Source organism: Collinsella bouchesdurhonensis, assembly GCF_900155365.1.
GTDB lineage: Bacteria > Actinomycetota > Coriobacteriia > Coriobacteriales > Coriobacteriaceae > Collinsella > Collinsella bouchesdurhonensis.
The window spans coordinates 406883-429636 of sequence record NZ_LT699739.1; the positions used below are offsets into that span (position 1 = coordinate 406883).

The 22754-nt window shown below is 58.9% G+C and carries 15 protein-coding genes; 9 read left to right on the forward strand and 6 right to left on the reverse strand.

From position 1 onward, the window contains the following. The 4 genes from glgD to BQ9843_RS03870 all read left to right on the forward strand — a co-directional run bounded on the left by glgD (position 1) and on the right by BQ9843_RS03870 (position 6732). Entirely contained in the window at positions 1–1134 is a 1134-nt protein-coding gene (gene glgD / locus BQ9843_RS03855; protein WP_075843942.1) for a glucose-1-phosphate adenylyltransferase subunit GlgD, read from the forward strand. 46 nt (positions 1135–1180) lie between these two features. Next, a complete protein-coding gene (gene glgA / locus BQ9843_RS03860; protein WP_075843943.1) occupies positions 1181–2947 on the forward strand; it encodes a glycogen synthase GlgA in 1767 nt (588 codons plus the stop codon). Between the two features lie 137 nt (positions 2948–3084). Beyond that, positions 3085–6381 carry a 4-alpha-glucanotransferase gene (locus tag BQ9843_RS03865; RefSeq protein WP_075843944.1) on the forward strand — a complete coding sequence of 1099 codons (3297 nt, stop codon included), beginning with the start codon at positions 3085–3087 and terminating at the stop codon, positions 6379–6381. Positions 6382–6477: 96 nt separating this feature from the next. Next, entirely contained in the window at positions 6478–6732 is a 255-nt protein-coding gene (locus tag BQ9843_RS03870; protein WP_075843945.1) for an FmdB family zinc ribbon protein, read from the forward strand. Between the two features lie 113 nt (positions 6733–6845). Here the strand turns inward: BQ9843_RS03870 and BQ9843_RS03875 are convergent, their stop codons facing one another. From BQ9843_RS03875 to metK, 5 genes are read right to left on the reverse strand one after another with little or no spacing between them, the layout of a single operon-like run. After that, on the reverse strand, positions 6846–8243 hold the full coding sequence (locus tag BQ9843_RS03875; RefSeq protein ID WP_230205575.1) for a transcription antitermination factor NusB: 1398 nt from the start codon (positions 8241–8243) through the stop codon (positions 6846–6848). Further along, positions 8240–9166: a methionyl-tRNA formyltransferase gene (gene fmt / locus BQ9843_RS03880; RefSeq protein WP_075843946.1), complete on the reverse strand. Its 927-nt coding sequence runs from the start codon at positions 9164–9166 to the stop codon at positions 8240–8242. The genes BQ9843_RS03875 and fmt overlap by 4 nt, the downstream gene beginning before the upstream one ends. Positions 9167–9187: 21 nt before the next feature. Continuing rightward, entirely contained in the window at positions 9188–9724 is a 537-nt protein-coding gene (gene def / locus BQ9843_RS03885) for a peptide deformylase (RefSeq protein WP_022386598.1), read from the reverse strand. 39 nt (positions 9725–9763) lie between these two features. Further along, entirely contained in the window at positions 9764–12235 is a 2472-nt protein-coding gene (priA, locus tag BQ9843_RS03890; protein ID WP_075843947.1) for a replication restart helicase PriA, read from the reverse strand. A 19-nt stretch (positions 12236–12254) separates the two neighbouring features. Beyond that, positions 12255–13538 carry a methionine adenosyltransferase gene (gene metK / locus BQ9843_RS03895; protein ID WP_022386596.1) on the reverse strand — a complete coding sequence of 428 codons (1284 nt, stop codon included), beginning with the start codon at positions 13536–13538 and terminating at the stop codon, positions 12255–12257. A gap of 251 nt (positions 13539–13789) precedes the next feature. Here metK and BQ9843_RS03900 point away from each other — a divergent pair, with 251 nt between their 5' ends. The 4 genes from BQ9843_RS03900 (at position 13790) to BQ9843_RS03915 (ending at position 20219) form a co-directional block, all read left to right on the forward strand. Next, entirely contained in the window at positions 13790–14743 is a 954-nt protein-coding gene (locus BQ9843_RS03900) for an AEC family transporter (protein ID WP_075843948.1), read from the forward strand. Between the two features lie 186 nt (positions 14744–14929). Then, positions 14930–16402 (forward strand): glutamate--tRNA ligase, encoded by a 1473-nt coding sequence (gltX, locus tag BQ9843_RS03905; protein ID WP_075843949.1) that lies wholly within the window; start codon positions 14930–14932, stop codon positions 16400–16402. A 400-nt stretch (positions 16403–16802) separates the two neighbouring features. Beyond that, complete coding sequence (sdaAA, locus tag BQ9843_RS03910; RefSeq protein WP_075843950.1) at positions 16803–18407, forward strand: L-serine ammonia-lyase, iron-sulfur-dependent, subunit alpha; 1605 nt, start codon at positions 16803–16805, stop codon at positions 18405–18407. 144 nt (positions 18408–18551) lie between these two features. Further along, a complete protein-coding gene (locus tag BQ9843_RS03915; RefSeq protein ID WP_083647905.1) occupies positions 18552–20219 on the forward strand; it encodes a L,D-transpeptidase family protein in 1668 nt (555 codons plus the stop codon). A gap of 89 nt (positions 20220–20308) precedes the next feature. Here BQ9843_RS03915 and BQ9843_RS03920 read toward each other — a convergent pair whose 3' ends face one another. Continuing rightward, complete coding sequence (locus BQ9843_RS03920) at positions 20309–20935, reverse strand: TetR/AcrR family transcriptional regulator (protein ID WP_075843951.1); 627 nt, start codon at positions 20933–20935, stop codon at positions 20309–20311. Positions 20936–21186: 251 nt separating this feature from the next. Here BQ9843_RS03920 and BQ9843_RS03925 point away from each other — a divergent pair, with 251 nt between their 5' ends. Further along, a complete protein-coding gene (locus BQ9843_RS03925) occupies positions 21187–22614 on the forward strand; it encodes a radical SAM protein (RefSeq protein ID WP_075843952.1) in 1428 nt (475 codons plus the stop codon). Positions 22615–22754 lie beyond the last annotated feature (140 nt).

A 22754-nucleotide genomic window follows, 5' to 3' on the forward strand; every position in this document is an offset into this window, starting at 1 on the left:
ATGATCAACCGTAAAGCCATCGGCTACATCACCGCAAACTATACCTGTCGCACGAGCTCCAAGCTCACCGAATGCCGTCCCCTGGCGGCCCTGCCAGTCTTTGGCCGCTATCGCCTGATCGACTTCCCGCTCTCCAACATGATGAACGCCGGCATCAAAACCGTCGGCGTCGTGATGCCGAGCAATTACCGCTCGCTTATCGACCATATGGAGTCGGGCCGCGATTGGATGCTCGACCGCAAAAAAGGCGGCCTGTTCTTGCTCCCCGGCAACGCATTCGGCGCCTCCAAGCGTGGCATGCGCTTCCTGCTGCGCGACATCATCGCCAACAAGACGCTCTTCCAGCGCTCCGACCTGCCCTATGTGGTCATGTGCGGATGCAACATCATCTTCAACATCGACCTCGCCGAAATCATCGATGCCCACGAGCGCTCTGGCGCCCACGCCACGATGGTGTACTGTCGCGCAGAGCGCGAACACGACGATGACGTAACCGCTCTGGAAATTGGCGAGGCGGGACGCGTGCACGCCCTACACGCCGGATGCTCCTTCGGCGACAACAAATTCCTTGACTGCTGCGTCATCAACCGAAACGTGCTGCTCGACATTATCGACAACTATCAAGACGTTGATCATCTGGACCTCTTTGAGGCCATCGAGCCCGAGTTCGGCCGCATCGACGTATGCTCTTACGAGTTCAAGGACCTGGCATTCGGTGTCTTTGATGAGCAGTCTTACTACCAGCGCTCCATGGAGATGCTGCGCCCCGACCTGAACGACCGCTTGTTCAACCCCGATCGTCCCATCATGACCAAGGCACACGACGCACCGCCCGCAAAGTACTGCACGGGCAGCACGGTGTGCAACTCCTTGGTGTCTGCAGGATGTTTGATTCAAGGTACGGTACGCGGGTCCATCCTTGCACGCGACGTTATCGTTGAGCACGGCGCCTCGGTATCGAACTCGATCATCATGCAGAGCTGCGTGATTCGTAGCGGGGCGCGCGTGGAGAACGCCATCGTCGATAAGAACAACGTGATTCCGGCGCAGACAGAGCTGCGTGGCACCCCCGACGCAACCCTCATCATCCCCAAGGCGCCCCTGGCGACCAAGGAGCTTGCAACCCTTGACTAACCCCAACGGTTCACGTGACCCGCGACAAAGAAAGGAAACCCAGCATATGACCGAAGCGGCAACCAAACCCCTCCATGTGGTGTTCGCGAGCGCGGAGGCCGCTCCGTTTGTCAAGACGGGTGGCCTTGGCGATGTCGCGGGCTCGCTCCCCCATGCCTTGAAGGCGGCTGGGGCAGAAGTCATCGTGATGGTGCCCAAATACTCCACAATCGATAGCTCCTACCTCAACCAGATGGAGCATGTCACCGATTTTTACGTGCCCCTGGGATGGCGCAACGAGTACTGCGGCCTTGAGCGCCTCGTGTACGACGGCATCACGTATCTGTTTGTAGACAACGAGCGCTATTTTAAGCGCGATTATCCGTATGGCTTTTTTGACGATGGCGAACGCTTCGCATTCTTCTCCAAAGCCATCTGCGAGTCCCTGCAGCACCTACCAGATGGTTTTGTCTGCGATATCCTGCACTGCAACGACTGGCACACCGCCATGGCGCCTGTGTTTTTGCGCGAGTTCTACCAGGGTCTTCCCCTGTACGAAAACGTGCGCACCGTCTATTCCATCCACAACATCGCGTTCCAGGGGCAATTCAGCGACTTTGTCCTCGGCGATATCCTGGGACTCGGCGGCGTGGAAGCCGCGGCACGCCAGCTGAGAAGCGATGCCGATTCCATCAACTACATGCTCGGCGCCATCAACTACTCCGACGCCATTACAACCGTATCTCCCAGTTATGCAGAAGAGATTCGCACGCCCGAATACGGCGAGGGCCTCGACGGCGCCCTGCGTCGCCGTCAAAATGTCCTGCACGGCATCGTCAACGGCATCGACGTGGCGCGCAATGATCCGGCACACGACAAGCGCATCGCTGCACCCTACTCGATAGAAGACATGACGGGCAAGGCGCTTTGCAAGAAGGCCATTCAAGAAGAGCTGGGGCTTGAGGTACGAGACGACCGTCCCCTCCTGGTTATGGTTACGCGCCTCACCAGGCAAAAGGGTATGGATCTGGTCATGTACTGCCTTGAGCGTATCCTCGACGGTGGTGTTCAGGTGGCAGTTCTGGGCACGGGCGATGCCGACTACGAAGATGCCCTGCGCTGGTATCAATCGGTCTATCCCAGTCAGATGGCGGCACGCATTGAGTTCGATCCGGCGCTTTCGCAGCGGATGTATGCCGGTGCCGATATGTTCCTCATGCCCTCGCTCTTTGAGCCATGCGGATTATCCCAAATGATTGCCATGCGCTATGGCACCCTGCCCATCGTACGCGAAACGGGCGGCCTTCGTGATACCGTGACCCCGTACAACCAGTACACGGGAGAAGGCACAGGTTTTTCGTTCGCACACTTCAATGGTGAGGAAATGGGCGATACGGTCTTCCGCGCGGCACGTCTGTTCTGGGACGAGCCCAGCGTATGGAAGAAGCTTGTATTCCAGGCCATGTCCTGCGACTTTAGCTGGACGGCATCTGCTGCGCGCTATCTTGACCTTTACCTGAGCCTGCACCCGGATTGCAGCCTGCCTCAACCTGAGGCAGCACCCAAATCGGCCGCCGCTGGCAAACCAAAAGCCGAAGCTGCCAAAGGCACCCCGGCTGCCAAGCCCAAGCCTACGGCAAAGTCCGCATCGACGCGAATGCGCAAGACGACCGCTGCAAAAGCAGAGACCTCTTCGAACTCGACAAAAACCGCCGAGAATCCCGCGAAATCGGTCAGGGCGCGCAAAACGAGCGGCAACGGCACAAAAAAGGCCGCCTCGCGCAAGATGTCCTCCACCGAGCCGAAAGGCCGCAGCCGATCAAACAGTAAGTAACCACACACCTATACAAAAGGTATCAAGCGCTGATACGGGATGTTGTGGCAGTTAAGCTGCAACATCCCGTATTTTCTTTTGGATTCTTGTAAACTTGTACAGTGCTTTTTATACATCCATCAAAGGAATAACCGTCGATGACTTTCCGACACAACTCCCGTTCCCCTCAATTTAGAAGCCCCTTTGGAGCAGTCCCCTGCAACACGACAGTGCGCCTGAGCTGCCAGGTCGATAGCTGCCAAGCTCAAGAAACAACATGCACGCTGCGCATCTGGATCGATGGCGAAGGCGAAACGCTCATTGCCATGGATCGTGGCGAAAACGGCATGTTCTCGACAACGTTTACCAGGGACACACCGGCTATCGTCTGGTACTCGTTCATCATTTGCCAGGCCGACGGCACCGAAGTGCGCATCGGAGCCCCGGCGGGCGCCCAGGGCGGCGAGGGCGTTGTCTATGACTACACAGAAGTTCCCTCGTTCCAGCTCACGGTGTATCAGCCGCGCCGCCAGCGCCCTGCATGGTATGAAAATGGCATTGCCTATCAAATCTTCCCGGACCGCTTTGCGCGCGACGCTGCCTGGCGCGAGCGAACTGCAACCGAATGCGCAAAGCCCCGACGCGGCAGCACCAAGCACCTCATAGAGGATTGGTCCACACCCCCCACCTATAGCAGAAACCCCGACGGCTCCATTACCTCATGGGACTTCTACGGCGGATCGCTCAAGGGCATCGAAGAAAAACTCCCCCACTTGAGCGAAATGGGCATTACGGCAATCTACCTCAACCCCATTTTCGAAGCTGTGAGCAATCATCGATACGACACGGCAAACTATCTGCATATCGATCCGATGCTGGGAACCGACGGAGACTTTCGCGACCTATGCCAAGCAGCACACGAGCATGGCATCGGCATCATTCTCGATGGCGTCTTTAACCATACGGGCGACGACTCAATCTATTTCAACCGTTACGAGAACTATCCCGCTCCTGGCGCCTGGCAAGGTGGAACTTCACCCTGGAGAGACGCCTTCAACTTCAACGAAGACGGGACCTACGAGTGCTGGTGGGGCGTAACCAACATGCCGGCGCTCAACGAAAACTCCCCCGCCGTTCGTGAGCTATTGCTGGGAAAAGACGGCGTGATTCGCCACTGGCTACGCATGGGTGCCGACGGCTGGCGCCTGGATGTGGCAGACGAGCTTACCGATGGTTTTATCGCCGAAATCAAGCGAGCGGCGACTACCGAAAAGCCCGACGCGCTCGTACTGGGTGAAGTCTGGGAAGACGCTTCGAATAAGATCAGCTATGGCAATCTTCGTCGCTACCTGCTGGGCGATGAGCTCGATGCGGCCATGAACTATCCGTTCCGCGACATGGTGATCGGCTTTCTTACCGGCGCTGAGGGCATCGACGCCTACCGTGCCGCCGAGACGATCGAGTCGCAAAGCGAGAACTATCCTGCGGAGGCCTTGCGCTGCTCGCTCAACCTTCTGAGCAGCCATGACCGCGCACGCATCATCTCGGTTTTAGGCGGGATGGACAATCCGGATGGCATTCCCGAAAACGAGCGGGCAACATGGCGTCTGTCAGGCGACAAGCTCGGTCTTGCCAAGGGCCGATTCTGGCTCGCCACGCTCATGCAGATGACCTATCCGGGCGTACCGTGCATTTATTACGGCGATGAAGCAGGCCTGCAAGGCGCCACAGACCCCGGCAACCGCTCAACCTACCCATGGGGACATGAAGACCTGGATTTCCAGGCTATGATTAAAAACGCCGCCTCTCTTCGCCGGTCTATGCCGCTACTTGGAACCGCATCGATTGAGGCTCGAGCTCTCGATGCCGACGTCCTCATGTACACGAGGCACGGCGCTCACAACGAGCACGTGAGCATGCTCATCAATCGCGATTCCTGCAACACGCATACGGTGCGCATTCCGTTTATGGGAGAAGCCGCGACCGACCTCATTTCTGGGCACACCCTCCGCGCAGATGTCGATGGCATGACGACGGTAACGCTGTACCCCCTGGGCAGTGCTGCTGTCTATTTTCATTCGCGCGAGCGCCTGCAAAAGCCGCTTTGCCACGGTTGGGGCGTGATGTGCCACGTCACTTCCATCCCCTGTGAGGGCAAGCCCGGTACCCTGGGCGCTCCAGCACGTCGCTTTGTCGATCATCTACAGGAAATGGGAGCATCGTATTGGCAGGTTCTGCCTCTCAACCCAACCGATGAACATCGTTCTCCCTACGCTGGCCCTTCTGCCTTTGCAGGCAATATCGACCTCTTGGAGGAAGACTGCGCCGCGCTTCAAAAGCAATATCGCGCATTCATCGCAAGCGATGGCGAACACCAAGCTGATTTTCGCGCTTTCGCCGAGCGCGCAAGCACCTGGCTCGACCCCTACTGCGCATTCGCAGCAGTGAAAGATGTGCACGACGGAGCATCCCGACATACCTGGGAAGAAAAGCTTTCGCGCTACGATATCGCGATTCTCGACGACCCTGCCTATCGAGAACGCGCACGCTTCCATACCTTCGCGCAATATCGTTTTGACTGCGAGTGGCGCGAGCTTAAACGCTACGCCAACGAGCGCGGTATTCGCATCATCGGCGATATCCCCATGTACGTCTCGGACGATTCTGCCGATACCTGGAGCGAACCGGAGATGTTCCAACTCGATGCAGCGGGATTGCCGGCAGAAATCGCCGGCACTCCACCCGACCGCTTCTCCGAGACAGGACAAGTTTGGGGAAACCCCACGTTCCGTTGGCGCCATATGCACGACGACGGCTACGTATGGTGGACTGAGCGTCTGCGCCGTTCTCTCGATCTTTATGACGAGGTGCGCCTGGACCACTTCCTTGGCTTCCAGTCGTACTTCTCCATCCCTGCCGGGATGACCGGTTCCGCAGGCCGATGGATTCCCGGTCCCGGTCTGGAACTGTTCGAACACATTCACGAAAAGCTGGGACCCCTGCCCTTCATAGCCGAGGACCTGGGGTATCTCACACCCGCCGTGCGCGCGCTCAAAGTGCAGTGCGGCTTCCCCGGTATGGATGTACTTGAGTTTAGCGACGATGATCCCCGTTTCTCAATGCCCGACAATCCGGCAAACGTGGTTTACACCTCAACCCATGACACCTCAACACTCATGGGCTGGGTGAAATCTCGCTGGTTTGCAAACGCAAGCGAAAACGATCCGGAGCTTCAACAAACCGCCCTCGACATGATCGAACGTGCATTCAAAAGCAGCAGTCCTCTTGTTATGCTTACGCTCCAAGACGTGATGCTCTTGGGCGATGATGCTCGCATGAATGTTCCCGGGACCACCGGCGGCAATTGGTCTTGGCAGGCAACCGAAAAAGAACTCGAGGCCTCGATTGAGCGCATGAAAGAAGTTGCGGTGCGTTGCGGACGAGCTCTTATGTGACAGAAATAGGCTTGTTGAGTTTTAAGAACAAATCAGGGCAGATTCGGGTACAGTAGGCAACGTTGCTTACATCGTATACCTTAAGAGGAGAGTTTCATGGCACGGTACGACTATCGCTGCGGCTCATGCGGCAAAGTCTTTGAGGTCGAGCATGGTATGACAGAGCACCCGGACATCGTATGCCCCGAGTGTGGCGGCGCCACCGAGCGCGTCTTTAACGCAAGTGGCATTAAATTCGAAGGCTCAGGCTTCTATAACACCGACCAGCGCGGTGGCTCTTCGAGCACCTCGGCGACGTCGGGCGCATCAAGTGAGACGCATTCCTGCGCCGATTGCCCCCATAACAACTAAGCGTCCATCGCTATGCAGCTAAAAGCGCCCGGCAGTTTATTCAGACTGCTGGGCGCTTCGCGTTGACAGGGCGTTGACAGAAAAACATGGCAAAACAAACCCGTGGACTTTTGTCATATTTGATAGATGAGGCGGGCGCAGAAATGGCCATCGAAGTCTGTGGGCGAAAGAGGGGTGGACTGGAAGAGCCCACGCATGTCCTCTCGCTCGCAAATATATGCCATAGCCTCAGTCTCGTCTTTGAAGGGATCGGCTTCGTGCAGCGGGGCAAGCTTGAATGCACGTCCCTGCTCCGATTGCAAAAACGCATCGATTACCTGCTCGTTTTCTTCCTCGAGTACCGAACAGGTGGCATAGATCAACTCGCCTCCAGGCTTCACACGACGCGAAGCCTCCTGCAATAGCTGCAGTTGCAACTTGGGAAGACCGTCCTCGGCATCGCTTGAAACCAAACGCCAGGGAATCTCGGGATGCCGGCGCATGGTGCCCGTACCCGAACAGGGCGCATCCAAAAAGACCGTATCGAACAAGGTGCGCTCGCCTGCAACATCGATGCGTGCAAGCGTCGCATCAAGATTACAACCATCACCCGGCGCAAATTCGATTCCCTTGGCAAGACCGGCTTGCTCCAGGCGCAGGCGATTGATTTCGCATTTTGCCGCAGAAAGATCTACGGCAACATGACGCCCGCGCAGCCCGAATCGATTCGCACGGCATGCCATGACATACGTCTTGATACCGCGCCCGGCCCCGATCTCCAAACATGAGCCAGGACGCACGGCTGAGGCAGCAATGAGCTGGGCATTAAGATCGGAAATCACCAGTTTGCCCTGAGCCAGATCACTCGACGCGGCAACGACCGCGGGAGACCCCACCAGATAAGAGCCCCCAAGCACAGAAGGCTCAAGACAGTCCGACACATCGCCGGAACAAACAGCATCGGGACACATACAAGCGCAGGTTGGGGCGGCAATGCCATTGAGGCAAAGCGATTTTCCGCCAAAGCCACGGTGCGCAAGGGAAGCGTCGAGCATGCAAGCAAGCCAAGCGGGAATTCCCTGGCGACGAGCGCGGGCAGTGAGCTCGCGCTCGCCATCGGAAATATCCGTGGCCGCAAAAAACGCAGCGCGCCCCTCGTCGACGCGACGAAGCACCGCGTTCGCAAGGCCCGCCGCAGAGCGTGCTTGCGAACGCACGAGTTCAACGCCCTGACTCACCGCAACATGCCCCGGAGTATCGAGATAGAGCATCTCAAACGCAGGGATGCGCAGGGCCATGCGCACACGAGCAGAAACCTTAGAAGGCTTGGCAATATAGCGATCAAGCGCCTCGTCAAGCGCACCCACGGTGGCGGTCACGCCCAAGGCAAGGGTCAAAGCAAATGCCTCGTCGCGCGCATCGGACAACGTTCCTGTAGAAGCCGCCAGGATGTCGCGGACAAAGCCCCGACCATCCTGGGCCTCCATGAGCGCACTCAACGCGCGGCGACGCGCAGGTGAAAGCTTGGTCACGAGAGCATCTCCCAGGCAAGGCCATCGCCATGCAGCCCCGCCGCCCAAGCGCTCGCATCCATCTGACGCTTGCCATCGGGCTTAACGGACATGACCTCGAGCACGCCATCCGAGCAACCGATATAGACACGCTTACCCTGGCAAATAAGCTCACCCGCGGCACAAACGGGAGCAGCCCCATCCGTGCCTTCGGCACGCATAATGCGCACGGGCTTCCCGGCAGCAATGCAGCGCGCAGGGGCCGCATCAGAAGAGGCGAGCACGCGGCGCAGGTTGACAAGAACGCTTTCCTGCGGGTCCAAACGCATCTCGGCCTTAGAGATCTTCTGAGCGTGAGTGACAAGGGACTCGTCTTGCTCTGTCCACACCGCAGTCTCATCGGCAAGGGCCGGAAGAGTATCGCACAGAAGATCTGCGCCCAGCTGTGCCAGCTCGGCGGTAAGCTCGTCGGCAGTCTTGCCCGCCACCGAGCAGCTCGCCTGAGCGCAGTAGGCGCCGGTATCGACACCATGGCCGATACGCATGATGGAAATGCCGGCACGCTCGTCGCCAGCCAGAATCGCACGCTGAATGGGGGCAGCACCGCGCCAGCGCGGCAGCAGCGACGCATGCACGTTCACGATACCGAGCGGTGCCATATGCAAAACCTCATCGGGCAGGATGCAGCCGTAGGCGGCAACGCAGAAGATATCGGCATCGGCCTCATGCAAACGATCCATGACCTCCGGGGTGATGCGCGTGGCTTCCATCACGGGGATATCGAGCTCAAGAGCCGCAGCTTTTACGGGAGAGGGCTCGAGCTTCTTTCCGCGGCTGCGCACGGCGTCGGGGCGCGTAAGCACCAAGACCACCTCGAAGCGCGAAGCAAGCTCACGCAGGGACGGCACGGCAAAATCCGGCGTGCCCATGAATACAACGCGCATTCGTGCGCTCCTTTCCAGCTACTACTCCGTCTCGCCAGGCCTGGCACCGCGAGCGCGCGCCTCCTGATAATCATGGAGGGCGGCAATCCTTTTGCCGGGAGCCAAACGCTCGAACATCGTCTTGCCATGGAGATGGTCGATCTCGTGCTGCAGACACACGCACATCAGATCGCCTGCCGCCTCATAGCGCATGAGGTTCGCGTCGAGGTCATATGCCTCGACAACCACGTGATCGGGACGAGAAATCTCGCAGTTAATACCCGGAATGGACAAGCAGCCCTCGTTATAAGGTGCAAGCGTGTCCGACTGCTCCACGATAACGGGATTGATAAGCACATAAGGGTCGTAGTCATCGGCGCCCGTATAGTCGGTATCGATAACCACGAGCTGAATAAGCTCGCCAATCTGCGGAGCAGCAAGGCCGCAGCCGCCGTTGTCAAACATCATCTGCTTCATGCGCTCGGCCAGGCGCTCGATCTCCGGCCCAATCTCGGTGATCTCGGCGCACTCCTGGCGAAGACGAGGGTCGGGCGATATCACGATGCCGTTTATCTCCATTGACGCCATCGCTCCTTTCTAATTTGTGCGGCCCCGCATCTACATCAGGTCGTATGCATCCACATCGACACTCAAGCTGATGCCCTCGCGGGAACCGACGCTCGCAAGTGCGGCACGTATACAGTCTGAAACATGGTACCCCACCGGGGTCTTACATATAAAGTGGAACCTAAATCGGTCTTTTGCACGCTCAATTACGCAGGGAACGGGACCAAGCAAAACCGGGGAGGATGGGGGTTCGAGCCCCTCATCTTCGGATAGCGGCGTGAGACCGATAGCAGACGTCGGGTTGTCAATACCCATTTGAGCACGGACAGCCGCTGCAAGCTCCTCGATATAACGCCGGCAGGCGCGCTCGTCGGCACCCCAAACCACGACATTGGTCAGCCTCACAAAAGGCGGATAGGCCGCCTCCTCACGCTGGGCAAGGTCGCTCTCAGTGAATATGGAACGGTCATGCGTCGCCACGGCGCGAATCACCGGATCGTCCGGCAAATAGGTCTGGATAATCACGCGACCCGCTTGCTCTCCCCTGCCCGCACGGCCCGCGAGCTGTTCGTATAGGTCAAAAGCGCGCTCGGATGCGCGAAAGTCGGGCATCTTAAGAGCATAGTCGGCATTCACCACGGCGGCGAGCGTTACCTCGGGAAAGTCGAGTCCCTTCGCAATCATCTGCGTACCAAGAAGAACCGCACACTCTGCGGCGTCAAAGCGCTCGAGCAGCTCCTTGTGGGCATCCTTGCCGCGAGTCGAATCGGCATCCATGCGAATGACCTCAACGTCGTTGGGCAGCAGCTGGATAAGAGCATCCTCCACCTGCTGGGTGCCCAGCCCCATCTTCGCAAGATATCGACTTCCGCACTTAGGACAAGCGGAACCCACAGCAGGATAGGGACGCACGCGATACGTAGCACCGCAGGTGTGGCACTCAAGGGTATGCGTGCGCTCATGATAGGTAAGCGCCGTCGAGCAATGCTTGCAAGTTGGCACGCAACCGCATTCCCGGCACATCAAAAAGGGAGCGAATCCTCGGCGATTATGCAAAAGGACAGCCTTCTCCCTACGCTCCGCCACGCCCAGGAGCGCCTCTCGAAGCTCCTTGGAAAACATCGAGCGACTCCCGCCAATAAACTCACGGCGCAAGTCGCATATGGTAACTTCGGGCAAACGCGCGGCACCGGGTCGCTCGGGCATGCAAACACGCAGCCAACGCTGGCCCGCATACTCCCCTGCACGGCAGCGGGCAAGAGCCTCCGAACTAGGCGTTGCAGAACCAAGCACGAGAGGGCACCCATAGACCGAAGCCATATGCGCCGCCACCTCGCGCGCGTGATAGCGCGGCGAAGACCCTTGCTTATAAGATTGCTCATGCTCCTCATCGATGATGATGATCCCGGGATTGCGCAGGGGGCAAAACAGCGCCGAGCGCGCACCCACCACCACGCGGGCGGTCCCAGCTGCAACCATATCCCACTGATCGCGGCGCTCGCCAGCCGAAAGACGCGAATGAAAGACCGCGACTCGCGAGCCAAAGCGCGAGCGAAAGCGTCCCACGGTCTGAGCGGTAAGCGAAATCTCGGGGACAAGAACAAACGCCGACTTGCCATCCTCAAGCACCCGCTCGATGGCAGAAAGGTACACCTCGGTCTTGCCCGAACCGGTCACGCCATCGACAACAACCACACGACCGGCCGCATCATCGCGCGCATGCTCGATGGCTTCGAGCGCCTCTTGCTGCCCTGCCGTGAGCGCAACGGGCGCCGCACCATTGGCAGAAGACAACGTCGTCGCATCCTCGCATCCGCGCCATGCGCGACGTTCTTCGACACGCACCACGCCGCGACGCTCGAGGGCGCGCACCGTGGCGGACATGTCGGTATAGAGAACGCGCAGCTCGCGCGTGGTCACCGGCCCGCAGGCCAGAGCGTCGAGCACCTGTCGCTGGCGTACGGCCCGTGCGGCCGGCTCAAAAGAGCGGCCTTCTTCGGTAAGGGACACCCATCGCTCGTGCGCTTCGGACGTGGCAGGCGCCTCCACGCGATAGGACCCTTTGGCGTCGCGCACAAGACGAGGCGTCCCACCGGGAGGCAAAAAGAGCCGCAGGCACTCGGAAACCGAAGCCACATACTCACGCGCCATCCAAAAGGCGATGCGTGCAGACTGCTCGGTAAAAGCAGGCGCAGCCAAGATATCGCGAATGCACTTGATGCGCGAAGGATGGGGCACGGAGCCCTCCCCGCTCAAAGGCAAGCTGTCCATGCGCTCGCAGATGTAGCCCAGGGCCATACGGGGCCCAAAGGGCACAAGCGCCGTAGCGCCAACAAGCGCCGTAGCTCCCAGTTCTTCTGGCACGCCATAGGTAAACGGCTCCGAAAGCGCACGTGAGGGAATATCAACCACCACGCGCACGTAGGCACACGGGGCGGCAGATAAGGAAGAGGCGCCCGCGAGAGCAGGCGCCTCCTTCGGCTTACTATCCAATTGGGGAAAGAGCGAGGGCTGCTTGTTCATGCCTCAATTCTAACCCAGGCTACGCGCTCATGCCGCACAGCGCGCGAAGTTCATCGACGCGATCTGTCTTCTCCCACGTAAAGTCTGGATCGTTGCGACCAAAGTGCCCATAAGCAGCGGTCTTCTCGTAAATCGGACGACGCAGATCGAGGTCGCGGATGATAGCACCGGGCCGCAGGTCAAACGTCTTGTTGATGGCCTCGACGATGCGATCTTCATCCACATGGGCGGTACCAAAGGTATCGACCATAACGGAGAGCGGCTTAGAAACGCCAATGGCGTAGGCAAGCTCGATCTCGCAGCGATCGGCAAGACCAGCAGCAACCACGTTCTTGGCAACCCAGCGTGCGGCATAGGCAGCAGAACGGTCGACCTTGGTGCAATCCTTGCCCGAGAAGGCACCGCCGCCATGACGGCCCATGCCGCCATAGGTATCGACGATGATCTTGCGGCCGGTAAGGCCGGTGTCGCCCATCGGGCCACCAACGACAAAACGACCGGTGGGGTTAACGTAGATGTCGGCATCGCGCCAATCGATGCCCTCGGCATCCATAACGGGGGCAATCACGTGCTTGATCATGTCGTTCTTGATGATGCCCATATCCTCGATCTCGGCAGCGTGCTGCGTGGAAACGACGATAGTGTCCACGCCCGCGGGCTTGCCGTCCTCGTAGCGGACGGTGACCTGAGTTTTGCCATCGGGACGCAGGTAATCCAAAGTGCCGTCATGGCGAACTTCGGCCAGACGCTCCGCCAGGCGGCTCGCCAGGTAATGCGGCATGGGCATCAACGTCGAGGTCTCGTTTGAAGCGTAACCGAACATCATGCCCTGGTCACCTGCACCGATCAGGTCGATCGGGTCGGTGGTGACACCGGTCTGGGTCTCGTAGGATTCGTCCACGCCCTGAGCGATATCGGGGCTCTGCTCGTGGATAAGGCTCATGACACCGCACGTATCGCAGTCAAAGCCGTACTTCGCGCGGTCATAGCCGATGCGGCGAATGGTGTCGCGTGCGATCTGCTGCACGTCAACATAAGCCTGCGTGCGAATCTCGCCGGCAACGATCACGGTTCCGGTAGTCACGAGTGTCTCGCATGCGCAACGGACGTTGTCAACGTTGGCGGGTACGCCGTTGGGCGCCACGTAGCCTTGGGCCTGCAACGCGGCCTCCTTGGCAAGAATGGCGTCGAGAATGGCGTCGGACACCTGGTCTGCGATCTTGTCGGGATGTCCCTCGGTCACAGATTCTGATGTGAACACGAAGTTGCCGCGATCGGAGGTGGAACGATTAGTAGCTGGCATGGCATGCCCCTTTCAATAACGCGCCCGACGACCGTTACCATTCCGTCGAGCATATGTGTAGGCAGACATTCTACTCCGCTGCCTATTAAACGCAATCAAGTGTAGTCCTCCCGGGTCATTAACGCTCCCGCCAGTTGTGCCATTTGCACCGAATAATTCGTGAGTGGCCCCGTGCTGCGCCAAGGCCCTCCCGTGGTAGAATCACACGCTGTTTTACCTTGCGAACCACCACAACCATCAAAGGCTAGCCCATGACCTTCATGACCATCTTTTTGCAGATGCTCACCTTGTGTATCCCCATCGTTGGCGGCATCGTTGCCGCACGCGCGGGATTTCTCGACCAAAAGATGAATACCGCCCTCACGCGACTCGTCATGAACATCACCTTGCCCTGCATGGTCGTCGCCTCCGTGGGCGCAAACGAGACCCTGCCAGAAACACCCGTTCTCCTCACGCTTCTCGCCGCTTCCATCGTCGGCTATGCCATCGCGGCAATCATCGCGTTCATGGTCACCGCGCTCATGCGCACGCCCGCAACCGAGCGCAGCGCCTGGCACTTCTCCATCACCTTTGGCAACGTGGGCTTTATCGGCTATCCTGCGCTTTCCGCCATCTTCGGGCCGCAAGCCGTGCTCTACGCCGCAATCGCCAACATCCCCTTCAACCTGTTCAATTTCAGTATCGGGGCAGCTATGGTAAAAGCCGGCGCCCACGACGCGCAAGAGCAGCGCAACCACACGCTTGGCGAACGCCTGCGCGAGCTTGTCCACGACGCAGCGAATCCAACGTTTTTCGCAAGCTTCATCTTGCTCGCCCTTGTCTTGTTGGGCATACATGACCTTGGGATCCTTGGAGACGGTTTGACGACAATCGGCAACTTCACCACGCCGGCGGTGCTCCTCATGCTCGGCTCCACCCTCGCGAGCTATAACGCACGCGAGATGCTTGGAAACTGGCGCGCCTATGTGGCAGGAGCCGCGCGCTTGATTCTCGTTCCGTGCGCGATTCTCCTCATCTTGGGCGGCTTCGTCACCGATCCGCTGGCACAAGGCGTGCTCGTGGTGGGAAGCGCCATGCCCGCCGCCAGCAACGGCGTGCTGTTCAGCCTCCTATACGGAGTTGACCCCAAACCGATGATGCAGGCGAACTTCGTGACCATCGTGGCATCGATTTTGACCATCCCACTCATCACGCTAATGGTGTAGCGGCAAGACCGACCGCCGAACAGCAACAGAAGTCAGAGCGTGAGACGCTTTAGGGCCTCTCGCGCCTCCAACGAGTGTTGATATCCGTCATTTACGCCGATACCGCGCTCCGTATAACGTTCGCGCCCGCTTGTGCTCTATAATGCATGGGTCAAACAGTTGAACCTATCTATGCAAGGAGCATCCATGAGCTCAGACGTTCGCGTCCGCTTCGCACCGTCGCCCACCGGCAAGCTGCACATCGGCGGCGCTCGTACCGCCATCTACAATTGGGCATTTGCCCGCGCCAATGGCGGCACCTTCATCCTGCGCATCGACGATACCGACCCCACCCGTTCTACCGACGAAAACACTCAGATCATTTTGCGTGCCATGCGCTGGCTGGGTCTTGACTGGGACGAGGGTCCGGAAGTCGGCGGCGAGCACGGCCCCTATGCTCAGACTGAGCGCCTGGACCTGTATCGTGCCGCTGCCCAAAAGCTTTGGGACGAGGGCCGTGCCTATCCGTGCTTCTGCACCCCCGAAAAGCTCGCCGAAGATCGTGCTGCCGCCCAGGCGCGCAAGGACCCGTTCCAGGGTTACCAGCGCACCTGCCGCAATATCGACCCCGCAGAGGCTCGCGCCCGCATCGACGCCGGCGAGCCGTATGTCTTGCGCATCAAGGTCCCCGAGGACCGCGGCGACGTAGTGATTCACGATGCCGTCCACGGTGAGGTTACGTTTAACGCCCGCGAGCTCGACGACTTCGTCATCTTCCGCTCCGACGGCACCCCCACGTACAACTTCGCGACCGTTGTCGACGATGCCATGATGGGCATCACCCACGTCATCCGCGGCGACGACCACCTTTCCAACACGCCGCGCCAGGTTATGGTCTACGAGGCACTCGGAGCCCCCGTGCCCACGTTCGCGCACATCTCCATGATTTTGGGCGCTGACGGCAAGAAACTCTCCAAGCGCCATGGCGCCACCTCCGTGGAGGAGTACCGCGACCAGGGCTACCTGTCCGATGCCTTCGTCAATTACCTGGCTCTGCTCGGCTGGTCCCTCGATGGCGAAACGACCATCGTTCCCCGCGACGTGCTTGCCTCCAAATTCTCGCTCGATCACGTGTCCAAGAACCCGGCTACGTTCGATCCCAAGAAGCTCGACTGGATCCAAGCGGAGTACATTCGCACCATGACCGACAAGGAGTTCGCCGATAAGATCATGGTTCCGGAGCTACATGAGGCCGGCTTGATCGAAGGCAACCTTGAGTACGATGAGGCTTGGATCGATGCGCTTGCCGCCATCGCAAAGCCGCGTACCAAGTTCCCGGCAGATGTCGTTACGGTAGCCTCCCCCATCTTCGCCACTGCCGAGACGCTCGAGTACGACGAGAAGTCCGTGGCCAAAGGTCTCGCCAAAGAGGGTATGGCCGCCATTCTCGATGAGGCCGAAGCGGCACTCGCCGACGTTGAGTGGACGCCTGCGGCCATCGATGCCGCCCTGGAGCCGTTGCCCGAAAAGCTCGACCTCAAGAAGCGCATCGTCTTTCAGGCCGTTCGCGTGGCGATCTGCGGCAACCTGGTGAGCCCCCCGCTTTCGGACACCATGGCGCTCATCGGCCGCGAAGACTGCATGGCCCGCATCGCCCGCGCCAAGACGATGGCTTTGTAAGTCCCCTGCAGTCACACGAATACAGTCTTTCAAAAGAGCTCGGTCCACCGCCGGGCTCTTTTCCTATCTCAAACGCGCGCGAAGCGCACACTTCCTTTCTCCCCGCTTAGCCGTAGGGACGCGAATGCCCTATTCTAGTAGCCAGCTCTTCCGGGTGCCGTGCCGTTTGATTTCGCTAGATTCCGCACGAACGGCCTCAAAACGTGCGCGAAGCGCACACTTCTTTTCCCTCCCGCTTAGCCGTAGGGACGCGAATGCCCTATCCTAGAGGCGCTTGGCATGCCGAGTTTCGGTAGATTCCGCACGCAAAGAAGCGTCCAGTGGACGCTTCGTCTTGCGCAGGACCTGACCGAGCCGAAACTCGGCATGCCAACCGCCAGCCTCGCAGTTAGGAGCCCTCATGTCTGGAACCCCGCAAACACTTGCCACAACCTCAGCATTCGAGGTCCTCGGCCCCATCATGGTGGGCCCCTCGTCTTCCCACACCGCTGGTGCATTGCGCTGCGCGCAGGTCGCCGCCTCACTTGTCGACGGAGACGTCACCGACGTGACCTTCACGCTTTGGAACAGCTTTGCCCACACCTACCGAGGCCACGGTACAGACCGTGCCCTCGTGGCCGGCATCTTGGGCCTCGATACCGATGATGAGCGCATCCGCGACGCCTTCGACATCGCACACGCTCGTGGGCTCAGCTACGCCTTCGTCGTTGCCGGCGACGACGGCTCCATCCATCCCAACACCGTCGATATCGATATGAAAAACGCCCGCGGCGAGTCCATGCAGGTGCGCGGCGAAAGCCTCGGCGGAGGCAAGATGCGCATCAGTCGCATCAACGGCGTGGGCGTCGATATCTCCGGCATGTACAGCACCTTGTTCGTAGCCCATCGCGACCTTCCGGGCGTGCTTGCCGCCCTCACCAACTTGCTCGCCTATGCGCATGTCAACATCGCCTTTTGCCGCACATACCGCACCGAGCAGGGCGGTCAGGCGTACTCCGTCTTCGAGACCGACGGAGCCGCCTGTGGCGAGGTGCTCCCCGTACTCAAAAATCTCGATCACGTAGACTTTGCAACCTTTATCGAGCTGCCCGGATCTGCCTCTTCGCTCTCCCCCGGCGTCTCGACACCCGAGCTCTTTGATGACGGCGCCCAACTTCTCGATGCCTGCCGCGAGCGCAAGATGAGCATTGGCGCCGTCATGGAGCTACGCGAACATCGCCTCATCGGCGAGGAGCGCGCCCGTGCCTCCATGGCGCGCACCCTCGACGTCATGCGCGAGGAGACCAGCGCGCCCCTCGCGAACCCCACGCCCTCTCTTGGCGGATTCCTGGGCGGCGAAGCGCAACGCGTAGCAACGGCTTCGGAAACAACGCGTCTCTCCCTTTTGGGCGAGGTCCAAACCGCCGCGACCGCCAAAGCCATGGCGGTGCTCGAGCGAAGCGCATCCATGGGCGTCATCGTCGCAGCGCCTACGGCAGGCTCCTCCGGCATCGTCCCTGGATGCGTCTTGGCACTGGCCGAGCATCTTGACGCCAGCGACGAGACCATCATAGAGGCGCTCTTCTGCGCGGCAGCCATCGGACTCAACCTTACGACCTCAGCCTGCGTAGCAGGAGCCGAAGGCGGTTGCCAAGCCGAGGTCGGAAGCGCTGCCGCCATGGCGGCAGCGGCACTCGTCCAGATGATGGGCGGCACGCCCGAGCAGGCACTCCACGCTTCCTCTTTGGCACTCTCCAACCTCTTGGGCCTCGTATGCGACCCGGTGGGCGGACTCGTGGAAGTACCCTGCCAAATACGAAACGCCATTGGAGTGGCAGCCGCATTCTCCTCCGCACAGCTCGCACTTTCCGGCATAGCCAGCCTTGTCCCCTTTGACGAGATGGCAAAAGTCATGCTCAGCGTAGGCCATGCCCTGCCCGCAAGCCTTCGCGAGACCGCACGCGGCGGCATTGCCCAGGCGCCCTCCGCGCTCTCGGCATGTGCCCGCTGCGGCATCTGCGCCTAGCGTTTTACAACGCCGCCGTTTCCGCACCTCAAATGCTCCTCAAAAAGTGGTGAAAACTCCATGTCGTGCATCCTATTCAAGATCGAATAGGTATAATCGCCTTTGCTAGATGGCAAGTTTTCAATCAAATCGAGGAAAGACCCGATGGCATTTGATGCACAATCCGGGAACGGTGGCGTAACCCCGCCTCAGCCCGTGACGCCCAACTCCACCAGAATCATGCCCCCTGTCCCACAGGCAGCTCGCACCCGTTCGGCAAGCACGCGCGCCCAGCAGCCTGCTGGCGCACACCGCGCGCCCACTCATATGGCTCCTTCCAAGGCCGCTTCAAATGCAGGCGATTCTGCACCCCGAGAGCCCAAGAACCGTAAGCATGGCAAGATCGCAGCCGCCATCGTGGGAGGCGTCGTTGTCGTAGCCTATATCGCCGGCGTCATCGCCTTCTCCAATATCTACTATCCCAATACGTCGATTGCCGGCGTGGATGTGTCTCTTGCCACAGCAAACACTGCTGCGGAGCGAATCGAATCCTCACTTGCAAACTACTCGATGCACCTCACCGGCTGCGGCATGGACTGGACCTTTACGCCTGCCAAAGGGACATTCTCCATCGACGCTAAAGCCGAGGCACAAGCCGTTCTAGCGGGAGATTCAGCCTTCCTCTGGCCCGTCAAGCTCATCCGATCGCTCGCCATGGGTAACGCCAAGGAAAACCTCGCCTCTCTCGACGAGACAATCAAGGCAACCTACGACAAGGACGCCTTTAACCAGGAGCTCTCCGCTGCCATCGATGCCTTCAACCAAGACCGACCCGGCACCTTCGATGCCGCCGGCGCCTATGACGCCGATGCCGGCAAGTTCACCGTCGAAAAGGCGCGTTCGAGCCAGCGCATAAATGCCGATACGGTAACAAAGGCGGCAACGGAAGCCATCGAGCATGCTCAGTCCACCTGCTCCCTTGATGATTCTGCCTACGAGCCCCTCGCCGGAGGCGCCACCGACGAACAGCTCCAAAAGGCCTGCGACGCAGCAAATGAGTTGCTCGGCGTCAACGTGAATCTCAAGATGGGCGGAGCCACCGTGGCTACGCTCAACGGCGCCCAGATGTGCAAGTGGATCACTTTCGACGATTCACTCAAGCCCACGCTCAACCACGATCAGCTTGCCGAATGGATTCACAACCTCGCCGTGACCAAGCTCGATACCGCCGGCAGCGAGCGCACCTACACGCGCCCGGATGGCAAGCAAGTCACCATCGGCGGCGGCACTTATGGCTGGATCAGCGACGAGGCATCCCTCGCCCAGATGATCCAAGACGCCGTTGCCAACAAGCAGACGGGCGATATCGACATCCCCACCAAGCAGACCGCTGCAAAATACACCGATGCGGGCCAGCCCGATTGGGGCGCCTATGTCGACGTCGACCTTTCCGAGCAGCACGCGCGCTACTACGATGCAGACGGCAATCTCAAGTGGGAATCTGGCATCATTTCAGGCAATCCCAATGAGGGCAATGCGTCCTCTACCGGCATTTACTCCATCAACAACAAGGAGCGCAACGTTAAGCTCACCGGCAAAAAAGATCCAGAGACCGGAGAGCCCATCTACATCTCCTACGTTGATTACTGGATGTCCTTCATCGGCGGTGCCGTGGGCCTTCATGACGCCAACTGGCAAGCATCTTCAAGCTTCTCCAATCCCAATGCCTACCTGAGCGTGGGCAGCCACGGATGCATCAACCTTCCGCCCTCCAAAGCAGCAGAGCTCTACGACATGATCAATGTCGGCGACTGCGTAGTCGTGCACAACTAGTAACACGCTCAAACGTCAATAGAAAAACGGCGGACCCTTGAAATGGGGTCCGCCGTTTTTTGTAATCCAGCAACGTCCTAAACGCCGCCCTAGGCGTCGAGGCGCTTCTCCAGTGACATCAAGCCGTGCTGCGTAAGATCATTTGCAACGGCAGAAACTTGCTCGATAGGAATCGATCCGTCCGAAAGCACCCACGCTCGGTAAATACCTACGATGCCGCTGAGCAAAAACGAAAGATAGTACTCAAAGAGTTCATCGGGCAAGTCGCTCGGCACCAAATTGCCGTCGAGCAGCGCACGTTCGAGCGGCTTACGAATACGAGTAATGAGCTCTTCGGGCGGCAACAGCTCAAACAGACGTTTATTGATGACGATGTTTTGACTTACCACATGATTCACCGTTGCGAAAAACGTATCAGCGGCAACTTGCACGTCTTTGGCGCTTTCGGCCTGGTGTCCGCTCAAAGCCTCCTCTACCGTATTGACGATATAGTCGACCGATTCCTCGGCAACAGCATCGAGCAGGCCATCGATACTGCCAAAATGCAGGTAAAACGTCTTTCGATCGATGTCTGCCTCGCGCGCTATCGAGCTGATGGTGATTTCGCTCAGGTCCTTCTTCTCGAGAAGCTTCTCAAACGCGGCAAGGATCGCCTTGCGCGTGCGCACAACGCGACGGTCAACGCGCACGCCCTTTTCCGTTTTAATATTGGCCATCACAACCCCTTTTGTAGAAGAAGATACGAACCTAGATACCTTTGTTGAATAGACACAATAGACTTTTCTACGTTTGTTGAATATATCACGTTTGGGTACTATTCCTGTAGCGAATGCGTCAGGCGGTGCAATTTCGCAGATGTCGTCCACAAGCGACTCGTTACCGCATCTACGACCCCAGCCGCTTCTCTCGAAGACCGAGAGACCCCGCACCGCCCGACCACTCGTCGATATCAACCAGGAGGGTACACATGGCACTCAAGGAAACCGCAGAGCGCGCTGCGCTCAACAAGCTCATCGACTATCTGGACGAAGACCCCGTAAAGCACGTTGATAAGATCATGGACCTCATCAACAAGCTGGTACCGGATAACGTTTTCCCCACTCAGCGCGAGGCGTTCACCAACGTCATCAAGAGTCGCGGCAACTGGTACGACCTTATCATGCGCGCATTTAAGCTAAATCCCGAGATGCGCACACGCTTGCTCAAGACCCTCATTGTCGACGGCAATATCCTGGCGTGGCCCGAGCAGGAGCAAAACCGCGATAAATACCAGTGCAATATCCCCTGGGCCATCCTCCTCGACCCCACAAGCGCATGCAACCTGCATTGCACGGGCTGCTGGGCAGCAGAATACGGGCACAGGCAAAACCTCTCTTTTGAAGATATCGACTCCATCGTCACTCAGGGCAAAGCGCTGGGTACGCATATGTACATCTACACCGGCGGTGAGCCCCTGGTGCGCAAGGCAGATCTTATCCGCATCTGCGAGAAACACCCCGATTGCGCGTTCCTGTGCTTTACCAACGCAACGCTTATCGACGAGCAGTTCTGTCAGGACATGATTCGCGTGGCCAACTTTGTTCCCGCCATCTCGGCCGAGGGTAACGAGCATACCACCGACGCCCGTCGCGGAGAGGGCACCTATAAGAAGATCGAGCGCGCAATGAAGCTCTTGCGCGAGCATGACCTGCCCTTTGGCATCTCATGCTGCTGGACCAAAGCAAATGCAGATGCCGTTGCCACCGAGGAGAACATCGACTGGATGATTAACGAGGGCGCGCTGTTCTGCTGGTACTTCCACTTCATGCCCGTCGGACGCGGCGCCACAGCCGACCTCATCCCCACACCCGAGCAACGCGAGCGCATGTATCACTTCGTACGCGAGATGCGCGAGAAAAAGCCGCTGTTCACGCTCGACTTCCAAAACGACGGTGAGTACGTGGGCGGATGCATTGCCGGCGGCCGTCGCTACCTGCATATCAACGCCGCAGGCGACGTAGAGCCCTGCGTGTTTATCCACTACTCCAACGCCAACATCCATGACATGAGTCTTCTTGATGCGCTGCGCTCTCCCCTGTTCATGAAGTACTACGAGAATATGCCGTTTAACGACAACTACCTCAAGCCGTGCCCCATGCTCGAGAATCCCGATGTCCTGCCGAAGATGGTCGCGGAATCCGGCGCACACTCTACGGACCTCGTAGAGCAAGAGACGCCCGAGCAGCTGCGTGAGAAGACCAAGGCCGCAGCTGAGGCCTGGAGCCCCGTTGCCGACCGCCTGTGGACGGATGAGAACGATCCCTTGTACACCAAGCGCCGCAACGATCGCACTCAGGGCATGGCCGAGTCCGACATGCACAAGTTCGCCGCCCAGGGCCGCACTCTCAAGCAATAATGTGACAAAAAGTCGACAGGTTTATTTTGTCACATTTTCACGAGTCCTCCATATAGGTAGACAAACGCTCTCCCGGCACAATGCCGAGAGAGCGTTTTTACCTAACAAATCTAAAGTGTTGACGATATGGGCCGCTGCCC